Here is a 14,634-nt window from a genome sequence, read left to right on the forward strand (position 1 = left end):
CCATGACACCGACGCGCATCCTGATCGCCGCCGCCTGCATCATCATGCAGGCCCTCGCCCTTGCCGGCTGCAGCAACACGACGGGTCGGGTGAGGCTCGATCTCGCCCCCATCCCGGAGGATCTGCGCGCATGTGCCCGGCGCTATGTGCCCCCCCCGGCCGGCGACAAGCCCCTGACACAGCGCGAGGTGGTCGCCCTGATCGGCCGCCTCAAGGCCAGCGAGGAAGCCAAGAGCGGCTGTCTCGCCCGGCTCATCGCCCTCTATGAATCGCAGGCCGAGATGGTGCGGGAGGCGCTGAAATGACAGGAGAGATCTCGGCGGCGGCCCGCGGTTCGGAGGGGGCCATCATCATTTCCGAACGGGCACTGGAGCTGATGGTGATTGAGGTGGCCGAGGATGCGGCCGAAAAGGCGGTCCGCAAGGTGCTGAAGGAAATCGGCCTTTCCACCTCAGACGAAGCCCGGATCGAGGAGGCGCGCGCCGATATCGAGCATTTGCGCCGCTTCCGCCGGATGTGGAACCGCGCGGCGCTGGTCGTCGGCACCGCCGTCCTCACAGTGGTGGCGGGTGGCGCGCTTGCTGTGTTCTGGCTGGGGATCAAGACGCATGTCCTCAAGCAGCCCTGAGGGTAGCGTCTCGATCGACTGGGATTGTGATGGCGTGTTCCTGGTCATCACCCGGGCCGACCGGCCGGCCGAGGTGATTCGCCTGCCCGACCATGATCGGATAGCGACAGAGGCCATGACGGCGGCGCTGGCGATGCGCGGGCGAATGGTGGTGAGGCCGGCGCGCTGGCCGACTTCTTTGCGTGAAATGCAAAGAAGTGAGGAGCCGCCCGAATCGCACATCGGCCGATTCGGGGAGTGATCTACCCTTCAAATCTCGGCAGGACCCGCCCCATTCTTGGCACGCCCGGCGCGTCCGCGTGCCGGGTCCATTTCGCCTCTGCCTCCTCAGCGCTGAGACTTGCCCCGCAGCGCTCGCATCGGAACCGCATTTCGCGCAGCGGCCGCGCCGGTAGCTGCCGCAGCGGCACATGCACGATCAGCTGACAGTGGTAGACCGAGACGGCCTCATATTCGTATCGGGCGGCATCGGCCGGAGTGGCGTCCATAGCGAGCATGGGGCCTAGGATAGTCTAGAACGAATAAGGAACAAGGTTCGCCATGGGGCGGCGGAACGGATCGTGAAAATAGGTTAGCCATCCTATTCTTAACCATCTGATTTTGCTCGATTATGCGAGTCCCCTTGGGAGCGCCAATCTTTTCAATGGCTTAGCCCCGCCCATCGCGGGGCTTTTTCGTTTCTGGGAAGAATTTGGGGAGTATGCGTCGGCGGACGCGGGCGGATTCGGCGGGATTTGGCGAATTGGGGCGGGGCCAGACGAAGGCCGCGGTCCTTTGGCTTCTCTGCGCGAGCGCCATCTTTTCAGCGATGCTATGGGTCCGCGTACAAGTGATCCGACAGTAGCCGGCTTGGCACCCGATCAGCGAGCAGGAGACTGAGCGGTGCTTAGCGCTTCCTTCTGGCTGGGGTTGCTCCCCAACTGACCCTCGACAATCTTTCAGCGGCGTCCGCTTTGCGCATAGCTGCCGTTCGGGTCGGTCATCGATAATCCCGCAAGCTGGCGTTGGCTTCGCTGACCCGGGAGCAGCCGCTCAATGGTCACCGGGAGGAACCTAGCAAGTTGCTCCGTCCCCAGCTTCGGATATGGCTTTCGTGCTGATCCTGTCCCGCACAATCTGCCGTTTCCTCTTTTATCCAATCTCGATAGGATCGTGTTGGGGCTAGGCAGCAACGGTGAACCGTACGCCATTTACGGACCTAAGCGATTGAATTAAAATGAGAAACGATAGCGTTGTCCAAAAAATCTGGGCTTTATGCCATATTCTTCGCGGGGACGGGATCAGCTATCACCAATATGTATCCGAACTGACCTATCTTTTATTCCTCAAAATGGCAGAGGAAAATGGCGTCGAGCGGCTGCTCCCGCCAAACTATCGCTGGGCGGATCTCGCCCGCCATCCGAAGGAAGGATTGCTCGGCTTCTATCAGGAGATGCTGACCCATCTCGGCACCACCGCCGAAAGCGAGGTCATCCGAGCGATCTACGCTTTTCCGACGACCGTCTTCTCGCATTCTGAGAACCTCCACGCCGTTATCGACGGGATCGCGAAGATCGACTGGCACGATGTCAGCGGCGACCGGTTCGGCGAAATCTATGAGGGGCTTATTGAAAAGAGCTCGCAGGATGTACGATCGGGAGCGGGACAATATTTTACGCCGCGCGCCTTGGTGAATTCAATGGTTCGCGTCTCCCGGCCGGCTCTTGGCGAATTGATCCAAGATCCGGCGGTCGGCAGCGGCGGCTTCCTGATCACGGCCGACCGATATATCCGCTCCCGCCATTCAGATGCGGCGTACCGCGACACTCCGCCAAAATATCAGGGTGTTGAAATCGAGAAGAACACCCGCAGAATCTGCCTGATGAATACGTTCTTGAATAGGCTCGATGCCGATATCATCCACGGCGACGCGCTGACCGACATGGCCGTCAACTCGGGAAAGCGAGCCTCGTGCTGGCGAACCCGCCCTTCGGCAGCAAGGCGGGCAGTCGTCGGGCACTCCGCGCGGACATCTCATATCGTAACACCAACAAGCAGTTAGCGTTTCTACAGCATATCTACCTAACGCTGAGCGAGAGCGGGCGCGCCGCGGTCGTGCTCCCCGACAATGTCCTGTTCGAGGATGGTGTCGGCCGTGCCGTGCGGCAGGAACTGATGGCGACCTGCCGCCTGCACACGATCCTGCGCCTTCCGAAAGGCATCTTCCCCGGCGCGGGGGTGAAGACAAATGTGCTCTTCTTCGCCAAGCGAGCGGGGCACGCTACGGACGATGTCTGGTTCTACGATCTGCGCAGCAATATGCCCGCGTTCGGCAAGAGCAATGCGCTGCTCGATGCGCATTTCAAAGATTTTGAGCGCGTTTACGGCGCCGATCCCGCGGGGATGTCGTCCCGCAAGGACGAGGGCGAAGACAGCCGTTGGCGCAAGCTGACGCGCGCGCAGATCGCCGAACGCACCGACAACTTGAACTGGTTGTGGCTGCGTGACGAGAGCGGCGATCCGGACGATACCATGCAGGATCCGGCCGAGATTCTCGTCGCGATCATCGGCCATCTCCGCGGGGCCCTTGGCGAACTGAATGCGCTCAATAATGAGATCGAGGGCGACGACTTTCAGCTGAAACTGACCCAATGAGCACGGGCTATCTTCGAAGGCACCAGATTCCAGCGCGGTGCCGCCTCGGCCATGAGGGCCGGGCGCGAACCGCCCTGCCCTGCCTATGCGGTGCGGCGTCACGATGGTAAGCAGGCTTCCGCCCGGCTGGGCGCGCGCGAAGCTCGGAGATATCGGCATTCTCTATGCCGGCCAGTCTCCGAGCGCGCACATGGTCAACGAGGAGGGGCGCGGCACGCCCTATGTCACTGGACCCGAGCAGTGGGATGGCCGGGCATTCCACAAGCCGAAGTGGACGACCGATCCGCGCAGGATCGTGCCCGAGGGGTGCATCTTTATCACCGTTAAGGGCGGGGGAGTCGGCAAGACCTTCCCTGGCATCACCGCGGCGATCGGGCGGGATATCCAAGCTTATCAGCCCAGCACCGAACTGGATTTCCAGTTCATGCTTCGCACTATTGCCTATCGCGCAAGCGAGATCATCGAACACGCCCGCGGTGATATTCCAGGGCTTTCGAAACGCCATATTGAAGATTATGCGGCGGCGATCCCGCCTGTCGCCGAGCAGCGCAGGATCGTCGCCCGCCTTGAGGACCTGAGCCCGCTAATCGACGTCTCGCGCAGCGAGTTGCACAAAGTCGTGCCACTGGTCGGTCAATATAGACTTGCCCTTTTGCGCTCCGCCTTCCGCGGGGAACTCACTGTCGATTTTCGCGCGGAGCACACGCTTGAGCCAATCGCGGACCTGTTGGCGCGTATCGAGGCGCCTGAACAGACCCGTGGCGGGCGGGCGCCGACGAACGAGATCATTGCCGGGAGAGGCGGAATCTCGGTCAACAGTCCCGGCACTGCACTCGCCGACGGCTGGGCGTGGGTACCGCTCATGCGGGTGGCACGTCAGGAAACCGGGCACACACCGAGCCGGTCTCATCCGGAATGGTGGAACGGCGATGTGCCTTGGGTCGGGATTCCCGACGCCAACCGGCACCACGGCGGAGTGATCAATGACACTCTGCAAACCATCAACGCGGCAGGCCTCGCCAATTCCGCAGCGCGGCTGCTTCCAGCGGGAACGGTCGTGCTATCGCGTACGGCGTCGGTTGGCTACGTCGCGATCATGGGCCGAGAGATGGCGACCAGCCAGGATTTCGCTACCTGGTCGTGCACCGAGGCGCTCGATCCGCGATACCTCATGTATGCCCTGCTGTCGGAAGGTGACGACATCCGAGAGTTCGGGCGCGGCACGACCCACACGACGATCTATTTTCCCGAGATCAGGGCGTTCACCATCAAGCTCGCACCGATCGAGGAGCAGCGGGAGATCGTCCGGCGGATAGAGGAGGCGCTTGCTAGAATCGATCGAGTTATCGCTGATGTGGAGCTGTCGTTGCGATTGATCGATCGAGCGGAGCAGCGCATTTTGACAAGGGCGTTTTCGGGACAACTGGTCGAACAAAATCCCGCTGAGGAATCCGCCCAGCAGTTGCTTGACCGCATACAGAAAATGCCTACCGCTCCCCTCGTCACGGCGCCCAAGCTTCCGAAAGCGAAGACAGTGAAAACAGACCCAACGCAGGCCTTGTTAGCCGACAGCGCCGACTGGCCCGACAAAGGCTTGACGTTCGAGGCGATAGCTAAACGGGTCGTTCTGCCTTACGACGCCGTGCGCGATGCGCTCTTCGAGCTGCTCGGCAGTGCCTCTCCCAGTCTGGTTCAGGTATTCGACGAAGAGGAAGGCCGCATGCTGCTGAGGAGGGCCGCTCCATGAGGCTACGGCTACTCAAGGTCGAGCGATCGGGCACCGGTGGCGGCCTTTACGACGGCACTCAGATCTGGTTCGGCCGCGATGCCGACGGCAAGGCGGGCGAGGCCCTCGCACCTCTGTGCATGATCGGCCCCAATGGTTCGGGTAAGTCGCAGTTCCTCCAATTGGTTGCCGAGATTTTCCAAGCGGCGTGGCATGCGCATGCGCCCGATGAGGAGCGGCGTAGTGCTAACGACGCTGTACTGTTCGACCTAGAATACATGGTGCAGCCTAAAGGCGCGGATAGCTATGAGACTGTGCGTCTCATCCGCGAGGCTAAGGGCAAAAAGCCCGGACCAATCGCACTTATCCGCACTAATGGTCAAAGCATCAAGCCGGGAGACCCGGACTTCGGACAGTTTCTGCCGACTTTGATCATCGGCTACACCTCGGGCGATAATGAGACGCTGAGCCTGCCGTTTCTTGCCAGCCGAAGCGGTTACGCAAGAGATGTCGCCAAAGCGGCGCGCATGGTAGAAGCCAGGAAGGTGCCGGATAACCGGCTGATGCTGATCGATTATGGCACCAATCTGGAGGTGCTGTTTTCCAATCTCATGCTCGGCTCCGAGTTCGTTAAGTCAGAACTGCTGCGACATGCCAGCCTGGGCGACCTTGCGTCCTGCCGCTGCATAGTGCGGCTTGCGCACTCAGCCGTACCTAAAATCCCGAAGAAGAAGCGCATTTCTTCGCGCAAGGGCGTCCAGCTCACCGATGAACTCGAGACGGTCATCGACAATCTCCAGCGCACCGCAACCTGCTGGCATTTCGACGAGAAGACCGAGACATACACCTTCGATTTCCTGATCACTGAGGCGACACGTGAAGCATTCCGGCATTTCTGGTCCGACGCCTTTTCGCTCTACCGGTCTTTGCACAAGCTAGCACTGCTCAACGACCTCGCCATTCCGCGTCCTGCGCGCAAGCGATTCGACAAAGCGGTTAAGGAGCGGCGCTTCGCCTCGAGGTTGCCCGAGCCGCAGCAGGAGGACATGGTCTTCAGCTTCGAGGAAGTCCGCTTCTGGCCGAAGGACAAGGCATCGGATCCGGTTGACTATGTATCGTTGTCCGATGGCGAGCATCAGCAAGCGCTGATCCTCGGCATTTATGCGATGATCGCCGATGCCAACGCGATTTTTCTGCTCGATGAGCCAGAGTCGCATTTCAACCCGAAGTGGCGCGTCGAATTCGTCCAACAACTAATGAAGATGGTGGGCGACCGCGGCAATCAAGAATTTCTGCTAACGACGCATGCGCCATTCGTGCCGTCGGATATGCCGAGAGATCAGGTGATGATCTTCTCGAGGGACGCGAGTACAGGCAAGTTCATCGTCGAGGCGCCCAAAATCGAAACTTTCGGCACCACGTTCGACCGCATTCTCGAAAGCTGCTTCGGCATTCGCCCGCCCAACTCGCACATCGCCGAAAAAGAAATCGCAAAGCTCCTCAAGTCGGACGATCTAGCGAAGGTTGAGGAGGGGTTCAGGGAGCTCGGCCCGTCGATCGGGAAAGCGCTTCTGGCCGATCATCTGCGAAAGCTGAAAAATCGGGACTAGGAATGCTTTTCTCGTATCCGATAGAAGCCATCGGCCAGAACTGGCTGAACGCGGTTGCCGTCGATCTGATGCTCGCTGGCATGGACGCGATCGACGCGGGGCGCCGACCCGCGGCTTGGCCCGCGTGCCTGCCGCAGGCTCGGCGTGCACTTCTCGAGCAGCGCACCGGTCTGAAATCGAAACTCACCGCTCTGCTGCGCGAGTATCGCAGACTCCCCGCGGCTGAGCGGCCGGACGTGCGAGCGGCCATTCTCAGACAGACCGAATTGCCCAATGTCTTCAGCGATGCCGCCCCGTGCCCGACGCTCGCTTCGCTGCCGGCGTCGATCCGCGCACCGGCGAGTGCGCTCGCGGACTATCTCTTCGACCAGCTGTCGAGCCTTAAAGAGGGCGACGGCTTCCTACGCGACAATCAATATAAGATTATCTACGCAAGCGAGATTAGGCATTGTCCGTTCTGTGGTCTCAATTATTTTCGCGCGCCTGGCGCACCGCGGCACGCGCTCGACCATCTGTTGCCGATCTCGATCTACGCGTTTGCTGCCGCCGACCTACGCAATCTCCCGCCAGCCTGTGACGAGTGCAATTCAACCTACAAACGCGGCATCGATATCTTGATCGGCCTGGGCGGACTGCGCCGCCGCTGCTCAGATCCTTATTCTGGACCGACCTATCGGATCAGCCTGGAAGGCAGTGAGTTTTTCAAGGGCAACACGGTCGGCGGGTATGTCCTACCGCGGTGGAACATCTCGATGGTCGGCGACGAGCTAGACCGGGCTGAGACATGGAACGCCGTGTATCAGATTAAGCTGCGCTACGCGCGCGACATCCTCGATGCCGACTTCCTCAGCTGGATCAAGCATTACAGTGGCTGGTTTTTGGCCGAACTGGGGCGCGGCCGTGACGCCAACGGAGTAGCGGCCGAACTACCCCGCTATATCAACAATGTGATCCAGGATGGCTATGCAGATCGCGCCTTCCTCAAGGCCGAAGCGTTCAGGCTCCTCAATCACGCCTGTCAGGACCCGGGGATCGGGGATGACGTCCGACACTGGCTTTGGGCCTTCGTCGAATATGCACAATAAAGATGCGCTGGGTCCGGACGCGCCGATCACAGCGTCATTGCCTGGGCGTCATTCGGATGGCGCCTGTGATGCAGCGTCGGGACGCAAGCCTATTGGCGCTGTCGCTCAGGCGCGAGGCTGCTGCGCCGCCCCTCTCCACCGATCGAAGACGAACGCGATGCCGCCGAGCAGGCGCGGTCGGCTTTTGGGCACCCGACATTGGCCGAATCTGCTTTTCGCTATGGCCCGACATTAGCTGCCAGTCCGCAACCGGCCCCATACAAGCCATTTGTGATAACCGCTGCGGACTTCTCCACCTGGCGCAGAGGTGACCTTAACCCGTCCTGCGATCTCAGCTCACCCGACGGGACTTCGGCATGCCAGCTCTTCGGCCAGCAGCCATAGCGCGTTCGCCAGCAACTGCATCGCCCATTGCGGATAGACAACAGCCCTCCTAGCGCCGAATGATAGGCTGCAGTAGGTCCTCGAAGTGCTCAGCCCATTATCGGCACTCGCGACGAGATGAAGGGTCGGTGACAGCGTCAGACAGAGACGCATCGCATACGAGTCGTCGATAGGACCGGCGACATATTGTTCGCGGCCCGATCCTGCACGTTGATAGCTGATGCAGAGGGGCAGGCGCTCCTGGATGTCACCATGGGGGGTGCCGAGCGTGATGCTGGCGAGGTGCGTGGCCGCGGGATCGATGCTGAACTTGAGGCCCATGTGAGGCGCGGCCGTGTCGAGCGAGGTAAAGAGAGCCGGATCGCACCACGCTCCGATGATTGCTTCGGACGGGGCATGGATAAGACGGCGGTGCCGGGCAAACAGCGGACGCGGGTGGGCTGAGGAAACGTGCGGGAACATGAGGCGACCTCTCGCATGAGAAGAGCGCCTCACCCCGGCCTGGGTGGCTTTATGCAGAAGGTCGAGAGAAGACCCAACGATGATATTCGCTGGACGAAGCGTAAGCGTCGTCCCGAGCGCACCTTCATCGGCAGGGCGCGAGAGCGCAGTTTGACGATCCTGCATGGAGGATCGTTTTGTGTCTGGGCTTGACCATAGACTTGAGCCGGAGGTTGAGGTCCGGCGCTTCGAAGTGATCACCGGCGCGATGGGGCGCCGACGCTGGACGGCGGACGACCGGGCGCGGATCCTGGAAGAAACGCTCGTTCCCGGTGCCGTGGTCTCGGCGGTTGCCCGTCGCCACGGCCTGACACCGCAGCAACTGTTCACCTGGCGCCGTGCGGCACGCAAGGCAAGCGAGATGATGCCGGCGTTCGTGCCGGCCGTGGTCGCGCCGGAAGCGGCTCCGGCATCTGCGTCCGTCCCACCGTCACGGCCGAAGCGGCGTGGCCGGCGACGTCGCGCGGCAGCCATCGAGGTCGATGTCGGCGGGGTCAGGGTGACAATCGAGAACGGGGCCTCGCCGGCCACCATCGCAGCGGTGATCGGCGTGCTGAAGGCCGGGTCGTGATCGGCCCGAGCGGCGCAGTCCGCGTCATGGTGGCGACGCGGCCGGTGGACTTCCGCAAAGGGGCGGAGGGGCTCGCCGCCTTGGTGCGCGAGACCATGGGCGCCGATCCGTTCTCCGGCACGGTGTACGTGTTCCGGGCCAAGCGCGCGGACCGGGTGAAGCTGGTGTTCTGGGACGGGACCGGCGTCGTGCTGGTGGCGAAGAGGCTGGAGGATGGGGAGTTCCGCTGGCCGAAGATCGAGGACGGCACCCTGCAGCTGACGGCGGCCCAGCTCCAGGCCCTGCTTGAGGGCCTCGACTGGCGACGGGTCCACGAGGTGCAACGCACGACGACACCGGTCGCCGCCAGCTGAAGAGGCTCGCAGGGGCCCGGCGAATATGATTCTATCTTTGCCATGGCTTCGCTCTCCACCGAGCTCCCCCACGATCCCGAGACGCTCCAGGCGATGCTGGTCGCGCGGGATGCGGAGATCGAGCGCCTGAGCCAGATCATCAAGGAGCTGCAGCGTCACCGCTTCGGGCGCCGGGCGGAGAGCCTCCCCGAGGACCAGCTGCTGCTGGCCCTGGAAGAGGCCGAGCAGGTCGAGGCCTCTGGCTTCGCCGCATCCGAGGATGAGGCGCCGGCCGAGAAGGCCGAACGGGTCGCCAAACGCCGTACGAACCGGGGCGCTGCCCGCCCATCTGCCGCGGATCGAGACCGTGGTCGATATCGAGAGCGACATCTGCCCGTGCTGTTCCGGCAAGCTGCACCGCATCGGCGAGGACGTGGCCGAGCGGCTCGACATGGTACCCGCCCAGTTCCGCGTCCTGGTGGTGCGCCGGCCGAAATATGCCTGCCGTTCCTGCGCCGACGTGGTGGTGCAGGCTCCGGCGCCGGCACGGCTGATCGAGGGCGGACTGCCGACCGAAGCGACCGTCGCTCATGTGCTCGTCTCCAAATATGCCGACCATCTGCCCCTGTATCGCCAGGCCCAGATCTACGGGCGCCAGGGCATCGCGCTCGACCGTTCGACGCTGGCGGACTGGGTCGGGCGCGCGGCCTTCCTGCTGCGGCCTGTCCATGAGCGGCTGCTGGCGGTGCTGAGGGCCTCGCCCAAGCTGTTCGCCGACGAGACCACGGCGCCGGTGCTCGATCCCGGGCGAGGCCGGACCAAGACCGGGCAGCTCTTCGTCTATGCCCGTGATGACCGTCCATGGGGCGGCGCGGGTCCGCCTGCCGTCGCTTATGTCTATGCGCCGGATCGCAAGGGTGAGCGGCCCATCGCCCATCTCGACGGCTTCACCGGCATCCTGCAGGTCGACGGCTATGGCGGCTACAAAGCGCTGGCCGGACGCAACACGGTGAAGCTGGCGTTCTGCTGGGCGCATGTGCGCCGCCGCTTCTACGAGCTCGCCCAGGCAGGCCCGGCGCCGATCGCCAGTGAAGCCCTGCAGCGCATCGCCGAACTCTACCACGTCGAGGCTGCGATCCGGGGCCGGCCCCCGGATGAGCGCCAGGCCACGCGCCGGGAGAAAAGCAGACCGACCATCGAGGCCCTCGAGCCGTGGCTGCGGGCGAAGCTGGCGCTGATCAGCCAGAAGACCAAGCTCGCCGAGGCGATCCGCTATGCGCTCTCGCGCTGGGAGGGCCTCACCCTGTTCCTCGACGACGGCCGCGTCGAGCTGGACAACAACATCGTGGAGCGCTCCATCCGACCCTTGGCCCTCACCCGGAAGAATGCGCTCTTCGCCGGCTCCGACGGGGGTGCCGAGCACTGGGCCGTCATCGCTTCGCAGGTCGAGACCTGCAAGCTCAACGGCATCGACCCCCAGGCCTATCTCGCGGACGTCATCACCCGCATCGTCAACGGCCATCCCAACAGCCGCATCGACGACCTCATGCCATGGGCCTACCCAGCACAGCCCGCCCTCAGCAACGTGGCCTGATCACGACGGTTACGACGAAGATAGAAGGGAAGAGAGAGGACTGTTGTTGGTCTTGAGACGGAGCGACCCAGGCCAGGCATGAGACACTGCCGGGCAGAAGCGCGTCGGCTCAACTCATATAGAAATATCGTCTGCGTCAAAACACTGGACACCTGTTCAGGGTAACCGCCGCGTTATCTGAACAGGATGTCACGCTATGTTCAGCGCCGCCTCTATTCTTCTTGCGAGTTCGTCTTCGGTCAACTCACTCGCCGCCAGCGCCAACCATGTCGTCACCGCTGCGGCATCGTCCATAGTCAGATCGTACCCGTTGAGGGCGAGGAACAACTCGCACACCACGAAGGAGGTCCGCTTGTTGCCGTCCACGAAGGGATGGTTCTTGGCGATGCCGTAGGCGTAGGCAGCTGCCAGGGCCGCCACGTCAGAGGCGGACATCTGCTCTTGGCCGCCTTCGTCCTGCTGCATGTAGTGGTAGCGGTTCTTCGGACGATCGAGTGCCGTTTCCAACAACCCCTCGTCGCGCACGCCTCTGCCACCGCCATGCTCCGCGAGCTGGGCGTCATGAACGGCGAGCACCACGGCCTTTGTCACCCAGCGCGGTTCCTGTCGGCCGTCGGGCTCGCTCACTTTGCCAGCTCACGCAGCGCGTTACGCCGCTTCTTCATGATCTTGCGGGCTTCCTCCATCTGCGCCTCGAACTCCGGTTCGTAGGGCGTGAGGTGGTAGCCGTCCGGCGTCTCGGTCAGATAGAGCGTATCGCCCTGCTCCACCTTGAGGCGGGCCAACACCTCCTTGGGCAGCACGGCGCCGACCGAATTGCCGATCCTTCCAAGCTTGAGTGCGACCATGGCGATAGCTCCTTTCGTATGTACAGATGTATGAACGAACGTGGGTCGTCAAGGCATGTCCGCTTCCGCACCCAACAGAGCGGACCTGCGTCAGCCCAAATTAGTCCTCGGTGAAAGGCTGCCAGTCGTCGATGAGACGATGAACCGGCGAGAAGTCCGTGTACCGCGCATGCAGGCGCGCGGAGAGGTCGGGGTCACCCGCTTCGCTAACGGCCGCGATCACATCCTCCAGGGCAATCGCCATGAAGGATACCCCGTCAGGCCGACGGTCGAGCATGGAGCGGTAAAGTTCCACGGCATACCAAGCTTCCCGGTTGGCGGCAGGTGCGATCGTGACGAACAGGCCATGGGCACCCTGCCCCCACTGCTCCCGGATCAGAGCGGCCAGAAGATGCTCGGCGGTGAGCTGGGCGAGGTGACCGGTCAAAAGGCTCGGCGCCTCAGGATCGAGATGAAGGGCGCAGGCACGGGTGAGTTCCCGATACCGGGCAGACCCGCTCCGTCCCGGCTGTCGCATATCCTCGGAATACTTGACCTCGATGGCGATGAAGGCGGGCCGACCGTCCGGGCAGGTACCGCTCACGAAGAGGTCGAAGGCGGTGTAGTCACCGAGATAGCGCGGGTCACCACGCCCCGGCGAGTGCTCGAAGGCCAGCTTCTCCACCTTCCCGAAGAAGCCGGGGAAGAGGCGCTCGAAGAGGCGATGGCGGCGTTCCTCATCCACCTGGCACAGTGCGAACAGGTTGAAGGTGAGCGGCTGGCTCGACAGGAGATTCTCCCACAGGCGCTGCTCATCGATGAGGGCGCCGTATTCTCGATAGGCTACGGCACGGCGCGCCAGCCGAGCTATGTCCGGGGTAAGGAAATTACGACCACGACGCGCATCGGCAGGATCCAGGCGACTGCCCAGGACGCGGAGGCGCCCATCCCGCCCTCGATGCCGGCCGGCGGCAAGTCCACGCCCTGCACGCCACAAAGATTGCAAAAGTCGCGCACAGCTCGCAAATCGAGTATCCCCCACCTCAAACACGTGATGTTCCTGGAGAATATCCCGTGGGACAAGGGGGAGACGTACATTGCCGTAAGTGTCTTTATTTTCAGTCATTTCGTCACCAAAACGCTTATTGGTGACGAAGCTTCCCGCGCATCAGCGACAATATAACGCAGACCTGCGCCAACTTGAAATTTCAGCAAAACACTATATATCTAAAGCTTGGGCATCCCCCAGGCGTTTGGATAAATTGCCTGGAGTCAACCTCGGTGTCCCTTCCGACTTCTCAGCCCCTCCCCCCTTCTGCAACTCAGCCGCAGGTCACGGCGCGCTTTGGCGCTCATTTTGCGCCGGCCTTTCCCGTTGGCGCTCGTTCAGCCGAATTCACTTGGCGGAAGGCACCCCCAGCGACAACCAAGTATATTAGCCGCAATCAGGCCATCAAACTTTACAGTTCTATACTTTTTGCAAACTATCAGGGCGTCGTTCTAAACGTAGAACTGACAATAGCGTGGAAGGTGGCAAATATCGTCAGCGCCAAGGCTGTTACCCAAAATTTGGAAAAGTTCCTCGATCGATTCCGCAAGTTTATGGCACACCGAAAACTTTCTGCATTCTATTACGCAGTGCATGAAAACGGGAAGACGCTTGGGTACCACACGCATTTAGCACTACATGTTCCGGATCGGTATCGAAAGGAATTTCACCGATGGTGGCATAATATTGACAATGCATCAGACGGCTCCGATGGCACAGAGAGTTTCATGAACGCGCGTTTTCATCGCGACGATTCGGTGCATAGCCAGTGGCGCTGGTTCCAGTACTGCATGAAGGGCCTAGACCCCAGGCTAATGCCCAAGGAAAAAACGATTAGCGGGCGAAAAAATACTGATCTAAATACATTGGCTGGCGTTTGGCGCAGAGAGACCGGGCGGGTCGAAATGCGGAGGGTGTTGACATCACGGTCACTCGGCCCGGATGCCCGAAGCAAGGCGAGCTACCAGCCGCCCCTCTCCTTCAACCGTGCGCCCTTTGAAGAGCGCTATACGGATGCGGAGTATAAACGCGGCCAGTCGGAGCGCATGGCGACAAAGTACCCCACGTTAGAACCGACTTGATTAGGCTGTTTACGGAGGCTCCGCTTATGAAGATACTCAATAAGCGGAGCCTCCGTATCCCATCTTCCGCCCGGAGCCCGGCGAAGCAATCGATAAATCAATGGATTAAGAGGGGCGTTTTTGGCGCCAACCGCGCAAGCAATGCCTCCAGGCCCCTGTCCTGCTCGGGTAAGCCGCCATCACGAACGATGGTCCCCCGGCCGGGGTAGAAATTCCACTGGTCAATCTTGAGCTGGTACAGGGTCTTGCGCTCGAACATGATCCCGAGGCTGTTGAGGCGATCGATGGCCTGCACCATTTTGGGCGGGTCATCGGGGAGTGGGGCATCAGTTTGGATGGTGGTCTTAGGCATGGTTTTCTCCTTTAGCCCGCTCCTGCTCAGCATTGGGCCTAGGGGGGCATTGGTGCTGGGGGCTAGAGGGAGTGCTGGTGGTCATGCAGATGTTGGTGGGTGGATGGTGGGTGGATCGATCGGTGATCGAAGGGGGGTATCGCGATATTGTGCGCGAGGTGCAGCCTGAACACCAATGACCTGCGTCGCGTTTGATTTTCCGGACCCATTCGTCGAGCGCGAACGAAAAGAGCCGCTACCGAACGTAGTCGGCAGCGGCT

General features: G+C 61.7%; 14 protein-coding genes and 2 pseudogenes. 11 read left to right on the forward strand and 5 right to left on the reverse strand.

Annotation, left to right across the window (positions count from 1 at the left end):
- Window positions 1-2 precede the first annotated feature (2 nt).
- The 7 genes and pseudogenes from D7006_RS19550 (at window position 3) to D7006_RS19580 (ending at window position 7,683) form a co-directional block, all read left to right on the forward strand.
- Entirely contained in the window at window positions 3-305 is a 303-nt protein-coding gene (locus tag D7006_RS19550; protein WP_237354238.1) for a hypothetical protein, read from the forward strand.
- A complete protein-coding gene (locus D7006_RS19555) occupies window positions 302-628 on the forward strand; it encodes a hypothetical protein (protein ID WP_237354239.1) in 327 nt (108 codons plus the stop codon). The genes D7006_RS19550 and D7006_RS19555 overlap by 4 nt, the downstream gene beginning before the upstream one ends.
- 34 nt (window positions 629-662) lie before the next feature.
- The gene (locus D7006_RS19560; protein ID WP_237354240.1) at window positions 663-869 is read left to right on the forward strand and encodes a hypothetical protein; all 207 of its coding nucleotides are present in this window, start codon (window positions 663-665) and stop codon (window positions 867-869) included.
- Window positions 870-1,844: 975 nt separating this feature from the next.
- A pseudogene (locus D7006_RS19565) lies at window positions 1,845-3,262 on the forward strand (N-6 DNA methylase).
- Window positions 3,263-3,365: 103 nt separating this feature from the next.
- Entirely contained in the window at window positions 3,366-5,009 is a 1,644-nt protein-coding gene (locus D7006_RS19570; protein ID WP_237354241.1) for a restriction endonuclease subunit S, read from the forward strand.
- Window positions 5,006-6,598, forward strand: a complete 1,593-nt coding sequence (locus D7006_RS19575; RefSeq protein ID WP_237354242.1) for a restriction system-associated AAA family ATPase — start codon at window positions 5,006-5,008, stop codon at window positions 6,596-6,598. The genes D7006_RS19570 and D7006_RS19575 overlap by 4 nt, the downstream gene beginning before the upstream one ends.
- 2 nt (window positions 6,599-6,600) lie before the next feature.
- Window positions 6,601-7,683: a hypothetical protein gene (locus tag D7006_RS19580; RefSeq protein ID WP_237354243.1), complete on the forward strand. Its 1,083-nt coding sequence runs from the start codon at window positions 6,601-6,603 to the stop codon at window positions 7,681-7,683.
- Window positions 7,684-8,019: 336 nt separating this feature from the next.
- On the opposite strand, the gene D7006_RS19585 is transcribed toward D7006_RS19580, so the two are convergent.
- Window positions 8,020-8,529 (reverse strand): hypothetical protein, encoded by a 510-nt coding sequence (locus D7006_RS19585; RefSeq protein WP_237354244.1) that lies wholly within the window; start codon window positions 8,527-8,529, stop codon window positions 8,020-8,022.
- A gap of 163 nt (window positions 8,530-8,692) precedes the next feature.
- Here D7006_RS19585 and D7006_RS19590 point away from each other — a divergent pair, with 163 nt between their 5' ends.
- From D7006_RS19590 to D7006_RS19600, 3 genes and pseudogenes are all read left to right on the forward strand, one after another.
- Window positions 8,693-9,139 (forward strand): transposase, encoded by a 447-nt coding sequence (locus tag D7006_RS19590; protein WP_237353354.1) that lies wholly within the window; start codon window positions 8,693-8,695, stop codon window positions 9,137-9,139.
- On the forward strand, window positions 9,136-9,492 hold the full coding sequence (gene tnpB, locus D7006_RS19595) for an IS66 family insertion sequence element accessory protein TnpB (RefSeq protein WP_237353356.1): 357 nt from the start codon (window positions 9,136-9,138) through the stop codon (window positions 9,490-9,492). The genes D7006_RS19590 and tnpB overlap by 4 nt, the downstream gene beginning before the upstream one ends.
- Before the next feature lie 42 nt (window positions 9,493-9,534).
- A pseudogene (locus tag D7006_RS19600) lies at window positions 9,535-11,065 on the forward strand (IS66 family transposase).
- 189 nt (window positions 11,066-11,254) lie between these two features.
- Here D7006_RS19600 and D7006_RS19605 read toward each other — a convergent pair.
- The 3 genes from D7006_RS19605 to D7006_RS25450 form a co-directional block, all read right to left on the reverse strand.
- Window positions 11,255-11,692, reverse strand: a complete 438-nt coding sequence (locus tag D7006_RS19605) for a type II toxin-antitoxin system death-on-curing family toxin (protein ID WP_237354245.1) — start codon at window positions 11,690-11,692, stop codon at window positions 11,255-11,257.
- Window positions 11,689-11,913, reverse strand: a complete 225-nt coding sequence (locus D7006_RS19610; RefSeq protein WP_237354246.1) for an AbrB/MazE/SpoVT family DNA-binding domain-containing protein — start codon at window positions 11,911-11,913, stop codon at window positions 11,689-11,691. Before D7006_RS19610 ends, D7006_RS19605 begins: the two co-directional genes overlap by 4 nt.
- A gap of 100 nt (window positions 11,914-12,013) precedes the next feature.
- Window positions 12,014-13,018 (reverse strand): hypothetical protein, encoded by a 1,005-nt coding sequence (locus D7006_RS25450; protein ID WP_371744967.1) that lies wholly within the window; start codon window positions 13,016-13,018, stop codon window positions 12,014-12,016.
- 155 nt (window positions 13,019-13,173) lie between these two features.
- Between D7006_RS25450 and D7006_RS19625 the strand changes: the two genes are divergently transcribed.
- Window positions 13,174-14,022 carry a hypothetical protein gene (locus tag D7006_RS19625; RefSeq protein ID WP_229646287.1) on the forward strand — a complete coding sequence of 283 codons (849 nt, stop codon included), beginning with the start codon at window positions 13,174-13,176 and terminating at the stop codon, window positions 14,020-14,022.
- Between the two features lie 97 nt (window positions 14,023-14,119).
- On the opposite strand, the gene D7006_RS19630 is transcribed toward D7006_RS19625, so the two are convergent.
- Window positions 14,120-14,374 (reverse strand): hypothetical protein, encoded by a 255-nt coding sequence (locus D7006_RS19630; protein ID WP_237354249.1) that lies wholly within the window; start codon window positions 14,372-14,374, stop codon window positions 14,120-14,122.
- Window positions 14,375-14,634 lie beyond the last annotated feature (260 nt).

Origin of the sequence: Xanthobacter sp. YC-JY1 (assembly GCF_021730305.1) — a bacterium.
Classification (GTDB): domain Bacteria; phylum Pseudomonadota; class Alphaproteobacteria; order Rhizobiales; family Xanthobacteraceae; genus Xanthobacter; species Xanthobacter flavus.

Bases quoted from the DNA above. Each gene is read 5' to 3' on its own strand.
- D7006_RS19550 (WP_237354238.1), top strand. From the start codon at position 3: ATGACACCGACGCGCATCCTGATCGCCGCCGCCTGCATCATCATGCAG.
- D7006_RS19555 (WP_237354239.1), top strand. From the start codon at position 302: ATGACAGGAGAGATCTCGGCGGCGGCCCGCGGTTCGGAGGGGGCCATC.
- D7006_RS19570 (WP_237354241.1), top strand. From the start codon at position 3,366: ATGGTAAGCAGGCTTCCGCCCGGCTGGGCGCGCGCGAAGCTCGGAGAT.
- D7006_RS19575 (WP_237354242.1), top strand. From the start codon at position 5,006: ATGAGGCTACGGCTACTCAAGGTCGAGCGATCGGGCACCGGTGGCGGC.
- D7006_RS19580 (WP_237354243.1), top strand. From the start codon at position 6,601: ATGCTTTTCTCGTATCCGATAGAAGCCATCGGCCAGAACTGGCTGAAC.
- D7006_RS19585 (WP_237354244.1), bottom strand. From the start codon at position 8,529: ATGTTCCCGCACGTTTCCTCAGCCCACCCGCGTCCGCTGTTTGCCCGG.
- D7006_RS19590 (WP_237353354.1), top strand. From the start codon at position 8,693: ATGGAGGATCGTTTTGTGTCTGGGCTTGACCATAGACTTGAGCCGGAG.
- D7006_RS19610 (WP_237354246.1), bottom strand. From the start codon at position 11,913: ATGGTCGCACTCAAGCTTGGAAGGATCGGCAATTCGGTCGGCGCCGTG.
- D7006_RS25450 (WP_371744967.1), bottom strand. From the start codon at position 13,018: ATGACTGAAAATAAAGACACTTACGGCAATGTACGTCTCCCCCTTGTC.
- D7006_RS19630 (WP_237354249.1), bottom strand. From the start codon at position 14,374: ATGCCTAAGACCACCATCCAAACTGATGCCCCACTCCCCGATGACCCG.